Annotated in this window: 16 protein-coding genes and 1 riboswitch; of the genes, 11 read left to right on the top strand and 5 right to left on the bottom strand. The window is 72.5% G+C overall.

Translation table 11 applies throughout. The annotated features are described in order from the left end of the window. Nucleotides 1-95 precede the first annotated feature (95 nt). Nucleotides 96-229: riboswitch (cobalamin riboswitch) on the bottom strand. A 151-nt stretch (nt 230-380) separates the two neighbouring features. Both OG521_30635 and OG521_30640 read right to left on the bottom strand, forming a co-directional pair. Beyond that, nucleotides 381-614 carry a hypothetical protein gene (locus OG521_30635; GenBank protein ID WUW24888.1) on the bottom strand — a complete coding sequence of 78 codons (234 nt, stop codon included), beginning with the start codon at nt 612-614 and terminating at the stop codon, nt 381-383. A gap of 33 nt (nt 615-647) precedes the next feature. Further along, entirely contained in the window at nt 648-1,910 is a 1,263-nt protein-coding gene (locus OG521_30640) for an inorganic phosphate transporter (GenBank protein WUW24889.1), read from the bottom strand. A gap of 236 nt (nt 1,911-2,146) precedes the next feature. Between OG521_30640 and OG521_30645 the strand changes: the two genes are divergently transcribed. The 3 genes from OG521_30645 to OG521_30655 all read left to right on the top strand — a co-directional run bounded on the left by OG521_30645 (nt 2,147) and on the right by OG521_30655 (nt 5,554). Further along, nucleotides 2,147-2,812, top strand: a complete 666-nt coding sequence (locus OG521_30645) for a class II aldolase/adducin family protein (GenBank protein ID WUW24890.1) — start codon at nt 2,147-2,149, stop codon at nt 2,810-2,812. A 118-nt stretch (nt 2,813-2,930) separates the two neighbouring features. After that, nucleotides 2,931-4,058 (top strand): hypothetical protein, encoded by a 1,128-nt coding sequence (locus OG521_30650; GenBank protein WUW24891.1) that lies wholly within the window; start codon nt 2,931-2,933, stop codon nt 4,056-4,058. 185 nt (nt 4,059-4,243) lie between these two features. Then, a complete protein-coding gene (locus OG521_30655) occupies nt 4,244-5,554 on the top strand; it encodes a hypothetical protein (protein WUW26857.1) in 1,311 nt (436 codons plus the stop codon). 101 nt (nt 5,555-5,655) lie between these two features. Here the strand turns inward: OG521_30655 and OG521_30660 are convergent, their stop codons facing one another. Continuing rightward, a complete protein-coding gene (locus OG521_30660) occupies nt 5,656-6,066 on the bottom strand; it encodes a VOC family protein (GenBank protein ID WUW24892.1) in 411 nt (136 codons plus the stop codon). Between the two features lie 127 nt (nt 6,067-6,193). Then, nucleotides 6,194-7,084: a zinc metallopeptidase gene (locus tag OG521_30665; GenBank protein ID WUW24893.1), complete on the bottom strand. Its 891-nt coding sequence runs from the start codon at nt 7,082-7,084 to the stop codon at nt 6,194-6,196. A 282-nt stretch (nt 7,085-7,366) separates the two neighbouring features. Here OG521_30665 and OG521_30670 point away from each other — a divergent pair, with 282 nt between their 5' ends. The 3 genes from OG521_30670 to OG521_30680 all read left to right on the top strand — a co-directional run bounded on the left by OG521_30670 (nt 7,367) and on the right by OG521_30680 (nt 10,532). Then, complete coding sequence (locus OG521_30670; GenBank protein ID WUW24894.1) at nt 7,367-8,965, top strand: ATP-binding cassette domain-containing protein; 1,599 nt, start codon at nt 7,367-7,369, stop codon at nt 8,963-8,965. Nucleotides 8,966-9,360: 395 nt separating this feature from the next. Then, nucleotides 9,361-9,582 carry a helix-turn-helix domain-containing protein gene (locus OG521_30675; GenBank protein WUW24895.1) on the top strand — a complete coding sequence of 74 codons (222 nt, stop codon included), beginning with the start codon at nt 9,361-9,363 and terminating at the stop codon, nt 9,580-9,582. A 158-nt stretch (nt 9,583-9,740) separates the two neighbouring features. Next, nucleotides 9,741-10,532 (top strand): enoyl-CoA hydratase/isomerase family protein, encoded by a 792-nt coding sequence (locus OG521_30680; protein ID WUW24896.1) that lies wholly within the window; start codon nt 9,741-9,743, stop codon nt 10,530-10,532. A 50-nt stretch (nt 10,533-10,582) separates the two neighbouring features. Here OG521_30680 and OG521_30685 read toward each other — a convergent pair whose 3' ends face one another. Further along, nucleotides 10,583-11,308, bottom strand: coding sequence for a hypothetical protein (locus OG521_30685; GenBank protein ID WUW24897.1), 726 nt, complete (start codon nt 11,306-11,308; stop codon nt 10,583-10,585). A 92-nt stretch (nt 11,309-11,400) separates the two neighbouring features. Between OG521_30685 and OG521_30690 the strand changes: the two genes are divergently transcribed. The 5 genes from OG521_30690 to amaP are packed head-to-tail and all read left to right on the top strand — an operon-like array spanning nt 11,401 to nt 13,744. Further along, nucleotides 11,401-11,895 carry an Asp23/Gls24 family envelope stress response protein gene (locus OG521_30690; protein ID WUW24898.1) on the top strand — a complete coding sequence of 165 codons (495 nt, stop codon included), beginning with the start codon at nt 11,401-11,403 and terminating at the stop codon, nt 11,893-11,895. Between the two features lie 31 nt (nt 11,896-11,926). After that, nucleotides 11,927-12,118 carry a hypothetical protein gene (locus OG521_30695; protein ID WUW24899.1) on the top strand — a complete coding sequence of 64 codons (192 nt, stop codon included), beginning with the start codon at nt 11,927-11,929 and terminating at the stop codon, nt 12,116-12,118. Beyond that, nucleotides 12,115-12,477 carry an alkaline shock response membrane anchor protein AmaP gene (locus OG521_30700; GenBank protein ID WUW24900.1) on the top strand — a complete coding sequence of 121 codons (363 nt, stop codon included), beginning with the start codon at nt 12,115-12,117 and terminating at the stop codon, nt 12,475-12,477. The genes OG521_30695 and OG521_30700 overlap by 4 nt, the downstream gene beginning before the upstream one ends. After that, complete coding sequence (locus OG521_30705) at nt 12,474-13,160, top strand: DUF6286 domain-containing protein (protein WUW24901.1); 687 nt, start codon at nt 12,474-12,476, stop codon at nt 13,158-13,160. Before OG521_30700 ends, OG521_30705 begins: the two co-directional genes overlap by 4 nt. Continuing rightward, nucleotides 13,157-13,744, top strand: a complete 588-nt coding sequence (gene amaP, locus OG521_30710; protein ID WUW24902.1) for an alkaline shock response membrane anchor protein AmaP — start codon at nt 13,157-13,159, stop codon at nt 13,742-13,744. The genes OG521_30705 and amaP overlap by 4 nt, the downstream gene beginning before the upstream one ends. Nucleotides 13,745-13,796: the final 52 nt, after the last annotated feature.

A 13,796-nucleotide genomic window follows, 5' to 3' on the forward strand; every position in this document is an offset into this window, starting at 1 on the left:
GTTCTGGGTCGCACAGGGACGGACGCACGGCAGCCGGGCATGGCGATATGTCCTCACTCAGGGTCCGCGCCCTGGTTCGACGTGACCGGCGACGAGAGTCTCCTGGCTTCCGGATCCGCAGTTCCCCCGGCCTTCCAGTCCGCTTGCGTGGACCGTGACTTCCAGTGGTTGGGGGACTGCTCCCCGGTGACAGTGGCGGGACCGCGCCGGATTCGCACCGGCTTCCTCTGCTGTCGCCGTAATGGCTCCGGCAGTCCACCACGCTCCGCGAACACCCGTCAACTTGCCGTTGACCTGCGACGGTGCAGTGTGCGCAGACACACATCGGGCCGGACGCGCACGGGGTGCGTCCGGCCCGATGCGGGTGGGAGTGGTGGGGCTCAGGCGACGATCAGATAGATGCCGTAGGCCACGGCCGCGGCGCACAGTCCGAAGCACACGTACGCGCCGGCGCGCGCCAGCATGAGCGAACCGCCCGCCGAGCCGCCCTGTGCGGCCGGTTCGGGCTGCTTGGAGAGGCCGACGATGCCGAGGGTGAAGAGGCCCACGAGAGCGACCGTGGCGACGAGGGAGACGCCGAAGACGGTGCCGAGGGCTGCCCAGTCGATGTTCATGCGGATCTGTCCTTACCGGTGGCTCTTGGGGTCCTAGACCGTGGCGGGTCGGGCAGGGTCGGCGACCGTCCCGGCGGGGGCCGGGATGGTGGCCGTGAGCTCGTGGGGCTGGGCGGCCACGGTGGGCGGCGGGCTGACGGCCGCGATGGCCGTGGTGACGACACCCGCGGGCTCGGCGTCCGCACCGGCCGGGGCGACGTCGTCGTGGCCGACGGGCCTGCGCCGCGACAGCATCCAGATGGCGCCGGAGCCGGCGATCAGCAGCGCCGCGACGACCACGACGCCCCAGGTGCCCTGCTTGGTGAGGAACTCCGCACCCGCGCCGACCAGTCCGGCGGCCGGCAGGGTCAGGCCCCAGGCCACGAACATCCGGGTGGCGGTGGACCAGCGGACCACGCCCCCCTTGCGGCCGAGGCCCGCGCCCATCACGGCGCCGGAGCAGGACTGGGTGGTGGAGAGGGAGAAGCCGAGGTGCGAGGAGGCCAGGATGACGGTGGCCGCGCTGGTCTGGGCGGCGAAGCCCTGCGGCGGCTTCAGCTCGGTGAGGCCGCTGCCCATGGTGCGGATGATGCGCCAGCCGCCGAGGTAGGTGCCGAGCGCGATGGCGAGGCCGGCGCACACGATGACCCAGACCGGCGGGTTGGAGCCGGGGGAGAGGACGCCGCCGGTGACCAGGGCGAGGGTGATGATGCCCATGGTCTTCTGCGCGTCGTTGGTGCCGTGGGCCAGGGAGACCAGTCCGGCCGAGGCGATCTGGCCGGCGCGGTAGCCCTTGGCGGTGGCCTTCTCCTGGGCGCCGCCGGTGACCCTGCCGCCGATGCGGTACGTCAGCTTGGTGGCCAGCAGCGCGGCCAGACCGGCGACGACCGGTGCGGCGACCGCGGGGAGCAGCACCTTGGTGACGACGGTGCCGCCGTCGACCGACGACCAGCCCGCGGACATCACCGCGGCGCCGATGAGGCCGCCGAACAGTGCGTGGGAGGAGCTGGACGGCAGTCCGACCAGCCAGGTCAGCAGATTCCACAGGATGGCGCCGACGAGCGCCGCGAAGATGACCTCGGTTCTGAGCCCGTCTTCGTTGATGATCCCGCCGGAGATCGTCTTGGCGACCTCCACCGACAGGAACGCGCCTACGAGGTTGAGAACGGCGGACATGGCCACCGCTGTCTTGGGTTTGAGTGCGCCGGTCGAGATGGTGGTGGCCATCGCGTTGGCGGTGTCGTGGAAACCGTTCGTGAAATCGAACACTAGAGCTGTCACGATCACAATCGCGAGCAGCAGCGTGATGTGTTCCATTTACCCAGGCAATCGTTCGACGTCAGTGGCACGTGGACCGTAGGCAACCTGAGTGAACGGAAGATGAACTGAGCAGGGCGTTGTGGTGACCCCAACCGGAGTGCGGCAGCCCTGTTCGTCCACCGGGTGACGGCGGGGTCGGGGCACGGGCCGGTGTGGGCCCGGAATCCTGGGTTCGGCCGGGCCGTCGCGGGAGGAGCGGCAAGGGGCCGCTCATTCGTCGAAAGGATCTTCGTATGAGCGATGAGTCACGGGAATCGATCGAGCGGGCCTGGGCGGCGGTCGTCGCCACCGCCCGCAGGACGGCCACCGAGGGACTGGTCGTCGGGACCTCGGGCAACGTGTCGGCGAGGGTCGGCGGGACCGTGCTGGTCACCCCCAGCGGAATGCCGTACGACCGGCTCCGCCCCGAGGACCTGACGGGCGTCGACCTGGAGGGCAACCAGACGCTCGGCGAGCTGGCCCCCACCAGCGAACTCCCGCTCCATCTCGCGGTCTACCGGAACACCGGCGCGGCCGCCGTCGTGCACACCCACGCGGTGCACGCCACGGCCGTCTCCACACTGGTCGCCGAGGTGCCGTCGGTCCACTACGCCGCCGCGATGCTGGGCGGTCCGGTCCGGGTCGCCGCCTACGCCCGCTACGGCACCGACGAGCTGGCCGGAAACATGCTCACGGCCCTGCGCGACCGCACCGGCTGCCTGCTGGGCAACCACGGCACGGTCACCTACGGCGCCACCCTCGACGAGGCCTACGACCGCACCGCCCAGCTCGAATGGCTGTGCCGCCTCTGGCTCACCGCGAGTTCGGTGCCCGGCCGCACGCCCGCCCTGCTCACGCCGGAGCAGCTGGACGACGTCAAGGAAGCACTGAAGGGGTACGGACAGCACCAGCCGGGCTGACCGCGGGGTGCGACCGGCCGCCCGACCGCCCCCGGCCCGGCCCGCTTCCCGCACGCCCCGCCCACCGGACGGCCCCCGTCCACTGGCCGTGTGCGGCGGTGGCCGGGAGACTGAAGCCGTGCGCCCGGCTACAGCGACGGCAGCAGCCGTCACCTCCATCCTCGGCGTCGGTGCGGCAGCGGTCGCGGCCGGCCGGTACGCCAGCGACGCCGCCCTCGGGGCGCCGTCCGGACGTCCCCTCCCCGCCGACCGCAGACTCACCGTGCATGCGACGGCGGCCGGGCAGGTCACCCTGACCCGGTCCTTCACCTCGCTCAGGCCCGGTACCTACGGGCTGGTGGGCGACGACGTCCATGCCGTCGTGGGCACGGTGATCGAGCAGGCCCACGAGGCCGCCGACACCGTCGTCCGCCGGCTGGAGCGCGTCAACCGCGGCACCCTGCTCCCCAGGGCCAAGGTCCGCATCACGCCGGAGATCCACAGCGGCGACCCGGCCACCGCCCTCGGCCTCGACTTCCGCGAGGTGGAGATCCCCGGCGAACTCGGCGGTCTGCCCGCCTGGTTCGTGCCGGGCCCCCGCGACACCTGGGTCATCACCGCGCACGGCATCGGCACCACCCGCGAGCACCCCCTCAATGTGATGGGCTTCCTGCACGGGCAGCAGCTGCCGGTGCTCGACCTCGCCTACCGCGGCGACCCCGGAGCCCCCCGCTCCCCGGACGGGCTCCACCACCTCGGCGAGTCCGAGTGGAGGGACCTGGACGCGGCCATCCGCTTCGCCGTGCGCTACGGAGCCGAGAAGGTCGTCCTGCACGGCTGGTCCACCGGCGCCTCGATGGCGCTGCACGCCTGCGTCAACTCCGCGCTGCGGGACCGGATCTGCGGACTCGTACTCGACTCGCCGGTGCTGGACTGGGCCACCACCCTGCGCGCCCTGGCCGCCGCCCGCGGCGTCCCCTCCGCCCTGCTGCCGCTCGCCGTCCGCGCCGCCCAGGGCCAGACCGGACTGCGCGGCGCCCGGCTCCTGGACACCTCGCTGCCCCGGACCCTGCACGTCCCGACACTGATCTTCCACGGACCCGACGACACCCTGGCTCCCTGGCAGCCGTCCCGGGAGCTCGCGGCCCGCCGGCCGGACCTGGTCGCCCTGCACTCCGTACCCCAGGCTCCGCATGCGGCGATGTGGAATGCCGATCCGGTCCATTACGAAGAGACGCTGAGGCGCTTCCTCACGCCCCTGATGTGAGCTGATGCGCCGCTTCGGCCGGTTGGTCCCGGCCGGTGCGGCCGCGTCCGGACGCCGGTCGTTCGGGTTCCGTTTGGGCTTTCGGGCTGTCAGAGGCAAGACTGCTCCCCGTGACGTCCCGTACCCCGCGCGACTCCAGGCTGCGACTTGTCCGCCCGCGACCCCTCGCCACCGCTCGCAAGGCCGTGACCACCCGGCGCACCAGGCCGGCGCCCCGCCCGCCCGAGGGCACCCCGCCGCGGTCGGAGCTGGCCCGCCAGGCCAGGACCGCCCTCGCCGACGCCGTACGGATCGCCCGCTGGGCGGCCGACGGCGCGAGCCCCGGCACGCCTCCGCTGGCCGCCCAGGCCCTCGAACGGGCCGCGACGGCGCTGGAGTTGTCCCCGGCCCAGGTGCGCTCCGGCTGGGACCGGGCCCGCCTCGCCGGTCTCGTGGAACTGCACGGCGACACCGCGCGGCCCGGCTGGCGGCTGCGCGCCTGGGACCGTGACGACTCCGCCGTGCTCCGCGGCTGGGTGGCGCTCTTCGACGCCTGGTCGCTCGTCCACCCCGCACCGCGGGACATCGAGTCCACCGCGGTCGCCGAGGCCGTCGAGGCCGTGCCCCAGGTGCTCTCGCTGCTCCAGCTCTCCGCGGGCCCGGTCACCGTGCCCGCCCTCCTGGACCTGCTGGGCCAGCGCGTCGCGGAACTGCACGAGGAGCGCTGCGAGGTGCCGTACGGGCCGCAGCCGCTGCCCGGCCCCGCCGAGCCGGCACCCACCGCGCACCCCGAGGCCCTGGTCGCCCTCCTGCTGGACTGGGCGCTCGAGGGGCTGGCCGCCGTCGGGGCGCTCACCCTCGGCACCGGGCACGCCACGCTGACCCCGCTCGGCAACTGGGCGGTCTGGGTCAAGCTGGAACAGATCTGCGTCGCCGCCCAGAGCCCCGCCGGGAACATCGAGCAGTCCGCGGCCGACATGCTCCTCGGCTGCGCCCGCCTCACCCCCGGACCGGCCCGCGCCGAATACCGCGCCTGGCTCGCCGCCCGCCCCGTCGGCAGCGCCGTCGCCGAACTCCTCGGCGTGGCCCGCGGCGAGGACGCGCTGCTGCGCGGGCTCGCCTTCGAGGCGCTCCGTGTCGTCGGCGCACCGGCCGAGCCCGTGGTCCGGTCCGTCGTCAGCGACCCGTCGCTGCGCCCCTACGCGCTGCTCTGGCTCGCGGAGTACGACGGGGCCGACCCCGAGGACGCCCAGGAGGTCCTCAGCCGTGAGGAGGCCACCTGGCTCTGGGTGGACACCGCGGCGGCCGTCGCCGACCACGGCGAGACGGGGCTGCTGGTCCGCCACCTGGACTCGGCCGTGCAGGGCACCGTCCCGGCGCTGCTGGACGAGGTCCGGGCGGTCGGCCATCCGCGCACCGTCCAGGTCCTGGTGGCCCTGGCCGCCGCGCACCCCGACCCGGCGCTCGCCAAAGCGGTCCGCAAGGCGGCGTTCCAGGTACACACGGGCGGCGCCTGAACCGGGGCGGCGCCCCGGCTACGGGAAGGGGCGGGCAGGGGAGCGGGCCCGCCCCAGGCGGCGCGCCCCCTCAGCCCGACCCGGGCGCGTACGTCCCGAACTCAGCCCGATCCCGGTGTGTACGTCCCGAAGCTCCACACGTTGCCCTCCGCGTCCCGCGCCATGTAGTCCCGCGAGCCGTAGTCCTGGTCGGTGGGCGGCATGAGGATCTCCACCCCGTGCTCCACCGCCCGCGCATGGTGGGCGTCGACCTCGTCGACCACCACGTAGACGCCGGCCGGGCCCGCCCCCTGCATCGCCTTGGCGAAGACGCCCTCGCGGCCCTTGGAGCCCAGCATCACCCTGCCGTTCCCGCAGGACAGCTCCGCGTGCATCACCGTGCCGTCCTCGCCCTCGTACACCGCTTCCTCGGTGAAGCCGAGGCCCTCCGTGAGCGTCTTGATCGCGGCCTTCGCGTCGTCGTACAGAATCGTCGGATAGAGCGTCGGAACGCCCGCCTTCGCGTCTGCCATCGTGCTCAGTCCCTTCTCGCGCCGCACCGGGCCCTGTCGCGGCCCGTCTGTGATCTGCGTCTCAGTCTTCCACCGGCCACTGACAATGCCCTGTCCGGCGCCGTGCGCACCGTTCGCGCGGAGGGGGTCAGCGGAAGGTGTTGCAGTCGGCCATGTCGCCGCTGCGGAAACCGGTGGTGAACCACTGCTGGCGCTGCGCGGCCGAGCCGTGCGTCCAGGACTCCGGGGTGACCCGGCCCTGGAACTTCTCCTGGATGCGGTCGTCGCCGACCGAGGCGGCCGCGTCCAGCCCGTCCCGGATGTCCGCCCGGGTGAGCTCGGTGATCAGCGGGCGGCCGGTCGACTCGTCGGGCGTGGTCGTCGCGTGGTTCGCCCAGACCCCTGCGTAGCAGTCGGCCTGGAGCTCCACCTTCACCGCGTTGCTGTTCTCGCCGGTCCGTCCGTCCTGCGAGCGGGCCAGCGTCCCCATCTGGTTCTGCACGTGGTGTCCGTACTCGTGCGCGACGACGTACGCCTCGGCGAACGGGCCGCCGCTCGATCCGAACTTGGTCCGCAGCTCGTCGAAGAAGCCCAGGTCCAGATAGACCTGCCGGTCCCCGGGGCAGTAGAACGGCCCCACGGCCGAGGTCGCCGCGCCGCAGGCCGTGGAGACCCGGTCGGTGAACAGGACCGTCCGCGCGCCGCCGTACGTGGCGTCGCGCCGCTTGAACTCCTGGTTCCAGTAGTCCTGCACGCTGTTGACCACCGCGACGATCCGGCAGTCGGCCTTGGTGTTGGCGTCCGCGCCGGTCCGGCACTCCTGCTGGACCTGTGCGGCCGACGAGGCGGTCGCGGTCGTGCCCGAGTCGCCCGAGGAGAGGCCCAGCTGATCGGGACCGACCCCGAAGAGCAGGCCCAGGATCAGTGCGATGACCCCCGCGATGCCGCCGCCCACGGTGGCTCTGCCGCCGGGGATGCGACTGCCGCGCACGTCCTTGACCTCGGACGTGTCCAGATCGGCGTCGTCGTCGAACTGCATGGCACCACCCTCTGCTCCGCTCGCGGCTGCCGCACAGCCATGCGCCGAGTATCGGATAGTTCACACCGCAATGCCCGTTTTTGCTGACGCGGTGGAGCGGCTCGGACGCGCTGGGCGAGCTTTCGGCAACTGCGATGGGGTGCACGCGGAAAAGCGGTTGGACACCGCCAGTAGACTGGTTCTCATGTCAACCCTCCTTGTGCGTCTGCGTGAGTAGTAGCGGCGTCGAGTCGTGAACCGCCCGCCGTTCCTCCGCTGTCCATTCCGCCCTGGAGTTTTTCCGTGATCACCGCTTCCGGCATCGAGCTGCGCGCCGGCGCCCGCATGCTCATCGAGTCCGCTTCCTTCCGTATCGCCAAGGGCGACCGCATCGGCCTGGTCGGCCGCAACGGAGCGGGCAAGACCACCCTCACCAAGTGCCTCGCGGGCGAGGGCACCCCCGCCGCCGGCACCATCAGCCGCTCCGGCGAGGTCGGCTACCTCCCGCAGGACCCGCGCACCGGCGACCTCGACGTGCTCGCCCGGGACCGCATCCTCTCCGCCCGCGGCCTCGACGAGATCCTGCGCAGGATGCGGGAGAACGAGGAGCGGATGGCGAACGGCAAGGGCGCCACCCGCGAGAAGGCCATGAAGAAGTACGAGCGCCTGGAGACGGAGTTCCTCACCAAGGGCGGATACGCGGCCGAGGCCGAGGCGGCCACCATCGCCGCGGCGCTCAGCCTGCCCGACCGGGTGCTGGGCCAGCCGCTCCACACGCTCTCCGGTGGTCAGCGCCGCCGTGTCGAGTTGGCCCGGATCCTCTTCTCGGACGCCGACACCCTGCTCCTCGACGAGCCGACGAACCACCTCGACGCGGACTCGATCGTCTGGCTGCGCGACTACCTCAAGAGCTACCGCGGCGGCTTCGTCGTGATCTCCCACGATGAAGAGCTGGTCGAGACCGTCGTCAACAAGGTCTTCTACCTCGACGCCAACCGCTCGCAGATCGACGTCTACAACATGGGCTGGAAGCTCTACAAGCAGCAGCGCGAGGCCGACGAGCGGCGCCGCAAGCGCGAGCGGCAGAACGCCGAGAAGAAGGCCGCGACCCTCAACGCCCAGGCCGACAAGATGCGCGCCAAGGCCACCAAGACCGTCGCCGCGCAGAACATGGCCAAGCGCGCCGACCGGCTGCTCTCCGGTCTGGAGGCCGTGCGGGTCTCCGACAAGGTCGCCAAGCTGCGCTTCCCCGACCCCTCGCCGTGCGGCAAGACGCCGCTGATGGCGGAGGGCCTCTCCAAGTCCTACGGGTCGCTGGAGATCTTCACCGACGTCGACCTCGCGATCGACAAGGGCTCCCGGGTCGTCATCCTCGGCCTCAACGGTGCCGGCAAGACCACCCTGCTCCGCCTCCTGGGCGGTGCGGAGAAGCCCGACACCGGCGACGTCATCGAGGGCCACGGCCTCAAGCTCGGCTACTACGCCCAGGAGCACGAGACCCTCGACCCGGACCGCACCGTCCTGGAGAACATGCGCTCGGCCGCGCCCGACCTCGACCTCGTCGCGGTCCGCAAGACGCTGGGTTCGTTCCTCTTCTCCGGGGACGACGTCGACAAGCCCGCCGGGGTGCTCTCCGGTGGCGAGAAGACCCGGCTCGCCCTCGCGACGCTGGTGGTCTCCTCCGCCAACGTGCTCCTGCTCGACGAGCCCACCAACAACCTCGACCCGGCCAGCCGCGAGGAGATCCTCGGCGCGCTGCGCACGTACAAGGGTGCGGTCGTCCTCGTCACGCACGACGAGGGAGCCGTCGAGGCGCTCCAGCCCGAGCGCATCATCCTGCTGCCCGACGGTGTCGAGGACCTGTGGGGTGCGGACTACCGGGACCTGGTCGCGCTGGCCTGATCCCGTCCGGACGCGGTCCGGGGCCCGCCCCGGCCGCCCGCGGCCGGACCCCGGCTCCGGCTGCCCGCTGAGTTGATCCAACTCCGCTGGATCATTCGGCCTACGCGTGATCCATCATCTGTGTGAGTGCGTCTCGTACCGCGGCGCGGCACCCGGCAGATAGCTGCCGGGTGCACCCATAAGAGGCCGCGATCCCCTTGCGGCCCTGACCTGGCCGTTCCTTCGGAGCCGTTCCCCCGCTGCCCCCGCAGCCCCGCGGAATAGGGGATTCCGGTCATGCCGGCGCCTTCCCGGGGCCCCGATCCGGTTGCACGGACCTTGCCGAATGGGTGGCCAGGACGGCCCCGAGGGGTGATCATGAGAGTCCAGAGCGCACTTCCCACGAGGAGGCACGGGTGGCCGAGACTCTGAAGAAGGGCAGCCGGGTAACCGGCGCCGCGCGCGACAAGCTCGCGGCAGACCTGAAGAAGAAGTACGACTCCGGTGCGAGCATCCGGGCGTTGGCCGAGGAAACGGGCCGCTCCTACGGATTCGTTCACCGGATGCTCAGCGAGTCCGGAGTGACGCTGCGGGGACGCGGCGGCGCGACACGAGGCAAGAAGGCCGCGACGGCCTGACAGCCGTCCGCGGATCGGGGCAGGCCGCAGGACCTGGACCTGTCCCGGGGCTCACCGGTTTCGGTGGTGGCCACCCGGTCGATCGTGCGGTCGACCGGGTGGTTACTGTTCAGTCACTTAGCTTGATGTGCTGACTGCACCCGATCCGGAGGCGCTCCATGACCTCGCTCGACTCTGTGCTCGACAAGGACGGCGTACGACTCACCGTCGACGACGCGGTTGCCACGGTGACCCTCACCAATCCGGCCAAGCGCAACGCTCAGTCCCCCGCTCTGTGGCGGGCGTTGACAGAGGCCGGTCGGGCCCTGCCCGGCAGTGTGCGGGTCGTCGTGCTGCGCGCCGAAGGTGTGTCCTTCTCCGCCGGACTCGACCGCCAGGCGTTCACCCCCGAGGGGTTCGACGGTGAGCCGTCGTTCCTCGACATGGGGCGTGGCCCGGAGGCCGAGCTCGACGCGGTCATCGCCGAGTACCAGGAGGCGTTCACCTGGTGGCGCCGCAACGACATCGTGTCGATCGCGGCCGTCCAGGGGCACGCCATCGGCGCCGGTTTCCAGCTGGCCCTCGCCTGCGATCTGCGGATCGTCGCCGAGGACGTGCAGTTCGCCATGCGCGAGACCAGCCTCGGACTGGTGCCCGACCTCACCGGCACGCACCCCCTGGTGCATCTGGTGGGGTACGCACGCGCGCTCGAAATCTGCGCCACGGGCCGCTTCGTGCACGCCGCCGAGGCCGAACGCACCGGCCTGGCCAACCTCGTGGTGCCCGCCGAGGAGCTCGAAGGAGCCGCCCGCGACCTGGCCGGCGCCCTGATCGCCGCCCCGCGCGACGCCGTCATCGAGACCAAGGCCCTGCTGAGCGGTGCCGTCTCCCGTCCGTACGAGGAGCAGCGCGCCGCCGAGCGGGCCGCCCAGGGCCGCCGGCTGCGCGACCTCTCCGGCACGCTCGACTGACAGCCGCCGTCATCGGGCTCCGGACACGCCACCCGGGGCCCGGTGCCACGTCAGCCTGCGGCCGAACCGTCCGGCCCGGGATCGCCCGTCACCGCCGTGACCAGCACCGACACCGGCGGATGCCCGTCCACCGCCTCCGTGACCGCCGCCCGCACCGCGAGAGCCACGTCGAGCGCCCGGTGCGCACCGTCCGTCGCCAGCTCGACCCGTACGTGATCCGCGCCCGTGTGCACGGCCGGGCCCAGTACCCGGGTCAGCGTCGCGACCCCCGTCACTCCCACGGCGGCATGACCCGCCGCGTTCTCCGGCCGGGCCGCGAGCACCGCGTCGGGCTCCGGTTCGGCCCGCTCCGGATCGGTGTCCAGCAACTCCGTCACCTGCAGATCCACCTCGGAGACCACCAGACCGAGCCGCCGCGCGGCAGCGGCGAGCAGCGCCGAGCGCAGCGCCGCGGCGGCCACGGGCAGCGGCTGGTCCGCCGTCGCGGCCAGCGTGGCCTCGATCCGCAGCGGGCCCGGCGGCAGGGCGCTCGGCGGCGGCGGCACCTGCGGGGCGGGGGCCTCCGGTGCGTCGGCCACGCCGATCCGCAGCTCCCCGAGCACCGGGCCGGACCCGGGACCTCCCACCGCCCGGCGCAGCACGGCGACCGCGGCCCGTTCCGAGATCCAGGCCCCGTCCGCCGGACCGCCCAGAGGGAGCAGTCGGCCCAGGCCGAGCCGTTGCCGAACCGCAGCCGTCCATCCTTGGGCCCTGTGCGGGCTGTCAGCCGTCGTCATCTCCCCAGCCTGCCGCATCCATGGCGCGAGACGGGGCAAGCACACTTAATGTGGGCAATGAAGTCCAACCTGCCCCGAAGGGAAGAACGGCGATGACCGAGACCCCACAGCGGAACCGGCCCGAGTACCCCGACAAGGACTCGACGGGCGGCGACAGCAGGAGCAACCCGCTGACGAAGCGCGGCGGGGGAGACCCCGCCACCCGCGGTCGTACGACGATCGCCGACGGAGTCGTCGAGAAGATCGCCGGAATGGCGGCGCGCGACGTGGTCGGCGTGCACGCGATGGGCAGTGGACTCTCGCGGACCTTCGGCGCGGTGCGCGACCGGGTCCCCGGCGGCTCCAAGTCGGTCACCCGGGGCGTCAAGGCCGAGGTCGGCGAGTCCCAGACCGCCCTCGACCTGGAGATCGTCGTCGACTACGGCGTGTCGATCGCGGATGTCGCCCGTGATGTACGGGAAAACGTTGTCGCGGCGGTCGAGCGCATGACGGGTCTCGAAGTCGTCGAGGTCAACATCGCGGTGAGCGATGTGAAGCTGCCCGACGAGGACGACGACGAGGACCAGCCCGAGCCACGTCTCCAGTAAGTCTCCCGTCAAAGGCAGTTGAGGAGCGCAGATGAGCATGGCTGTGGTCGGCATGGTGGCCGGCATGGCGCTCGGTTTCGCCGGGTACTTCGGCGGATTCGGGGCCTTCCTGCTGGTGGCCGCCCTGGGGGCGATCGGCTTCATCGCCGGTCGCTTCCTCGACGGTGACCTGGAGCCCGGCGACTTCTTCCGGAGTCGCGAGCGCGGCGACCGACGGCGGTGACGGGCGTGCCGGGGGCGGGCGGCCGGGTCGCCGCAGCGGAGCGTGGGGAGACCAGGATCGCCGACCGGGTCGTCGCGAAGATCGCCGCGCAGGCGGCGAAGGAGGCGGTCGACGCGCCGCCGACGGACGCCGCTTCGCCGCGCGCCACGGTCACGGTGCACCGTGACACCGCACGCGTACGGGTGAGTCTGGAGCTCGGATATCCCAGCGACATCGGACGCCAGTGCGGTGCCGTGCGTCGCAGGGTCGCGATGCGGGTAGAGGCGTTGGCGGGGATGGAGGTGCCCGAAGTGGCCGTACAGGTCGAGCGCCTGCACCCCTCAGGAGCGAGCCTCGCGGCGCAGGGGAGGATCCGATGACCGAACCCCAGAACCCGGAACACGGTACGCAGCGACTGCCCACCACCGGGGCGGTGGAACACGGCGACGTGCTCGCACTCGACCAGTCGGCGTCGTCCGCGGCGTACGACCCGGTCCCGGCCAAGGAACGGAGCGAGGGCGGAGCGGGCCGATTCTGGTCCGCCCGGCGCATTCCGGCGGGCATCACGGCCCTCGTGGTCCTCGGCGGCTCCGGGCTGCTCCTCTACGACGTCGCGGCGGTCCGCGCCGACCATCCGGCGATGCGGTGGCGCCGCTCGCTGGCCGACGAACTGGCCGAACGGCGGCTGGACGACGTCTGGGTGCTGACGGGCGCCGCGGTCGCGGCGGCGGTCGGCCTGTGGCTGATCGTCCTCGCCCTCACACCCGGACTCCGCGATCTGCTGCCGATGCGCCGCGACCGCCCGGGCGTACGGGCCGCCCTCGACCGGACCGCGGCGGCCATGGTGCTGCGCGACCGGGCCGTGGAGGTGGCCGGTGTGCAGTCCGTCCGGGTCCGGATGGGCCGGAGCAAGGTGGGGGTGCGGGCCGTTTCGCACTTCCGTGAACTCGACGACGTACGGTCCGATCTGGACACCGTGCTCTCCACCGGCATCAAGGAACTCGGGCTGGCCCGGCCGCCGAGCCTGTCCGTCCATGTCCGCCGTCCGGCGAAGAAGGGGTGAGCGGCGTGATCGGGACCGTCAACCGGGTACTGCTCGGCCTCGCCGGACTGGTGCTGGTCTGCGTGGGCGGCGGGGTGCTGGCCGCGGGGTTCGGCCTTTCCGTGCCGTCCTGGTGGCCCTGGTACGGCAAGAAGGACGTGCTGCTCAGTGAGGCCGACCGGGACCGCTGGCGCTCCGAGGGCTGGTGGTGGCCGGTGGTGATCGCGGTTCTCGCGGTGCTGGTGGTGCTCGCGCTGTGGTGGCTGCTGGCCCAGTTGCGCCGGGCCCGCCTCGCCGAGGTGCTCGTGGACAGCGGCGACGGAGAGGGCGCGCTGCTGCGCGGCCGCGCCCTGGAGGGCGTACTCGCCCAGGAGGCGGGCGCCCTGGACGGGGTGGCCCGTGCCCAGGTCGTCCTGACCGGCCGGCGCAGCGAACCGCAGGCCAGGATCCGGCTGCTGATGGAACCGCACGCGGCCCCCGACGAGGCGCTGGGCAAGCTCAGCGACGAGGCGCTGGCCCATGCCCGGGACTCCGCCGGGCTGGAGCGGCTGCCGGCCGAGGTGCGGCTGAAGGCGGTCAAGCACCGGGCCGAGCGGGTGAGCTGACGGGGCTGTACACGACGAGGGAGGGGCCGGACGGCACACACGCCGTCCGGCC

The organism is Streptomyces sp. NBC_01463 (assembly GCA_036227345.1).
Taxonomy (GTDB): Bacteria; Actinomycetota; Actinomycetes; order Streptomycetales; family Streptomycetaceae; genus Streptomyces.